This window comes from Methylobacterium platani, assembly GCF_001653715.1.
Classification (GTDB): domain Bacteria; phylum Pseudomonadota; class Alphaproteobacteria; order Rhizobiales; family Beijerinckiaceae; genus Methylobacterium; species Methylobacterium platani.
This window is the reverse complement of the sequence record NZ_LWHQ01000140.1, coordinates 1-461: the sequence shown is the minus strand read 5'-3', so window position 1 is coordinate 461 and position 461 is coordinate 1. Positions and strand designations below refer to the sequence as shown.

Sequence of the window (461 nt, the reverse complement as noted above, 5' to 3'; positions counted from 1 at the left end):
CGGCCCGACGACCTCAAGGTCATGCCCGGGCTGTTCCCGGTCGTCGGCCGCACCGAATCCGAGGCGCGCGACAAGTTCGAGGAATTGCAGGCGCTGATCGACCCGGTGGTGGGGCTGGCGCTGCTCAGCCGCATGGTCGGCCACGACCTCTCCGGCTTCGACCCCGACGGCGCGGTGCCGGAACTGCCCGCCACCGAGGGGCTGAAGTCGCGCCAGCAACTGATGTTCGACCTCGCCCGCCGCGAGGGCCTGACCCTGCGCGCGCTCTACCTGCGCATCGCGGGCGCCCGGGGCCACTCGCAGATCGTCGGCACGCCGGCGCAGATCGTCGACGAGATGGAGGCGCGGTTCCGGGCCGGGGGCGCCGACGGCTTCAACATCATGCCCCCGACCCTGCCGGGCGGCCTCGACGACTTCATCGAGCTCGTCATGCCCGAGCTGCGCCGGCGCGGCCTGTTCCG

General features: G+C 72.7%; 1 protein-coding gene. It reads left to right on the top strand.

Annotated features, from left to right (window positions below):
• Positions 1-461, top strand: a 461-nt coding sequence (locus A5481_RS35620; protein ID WP_483428645.1) for an LLM class oxidoreductase, incomplete at both ends; no start/stop codon positions are given.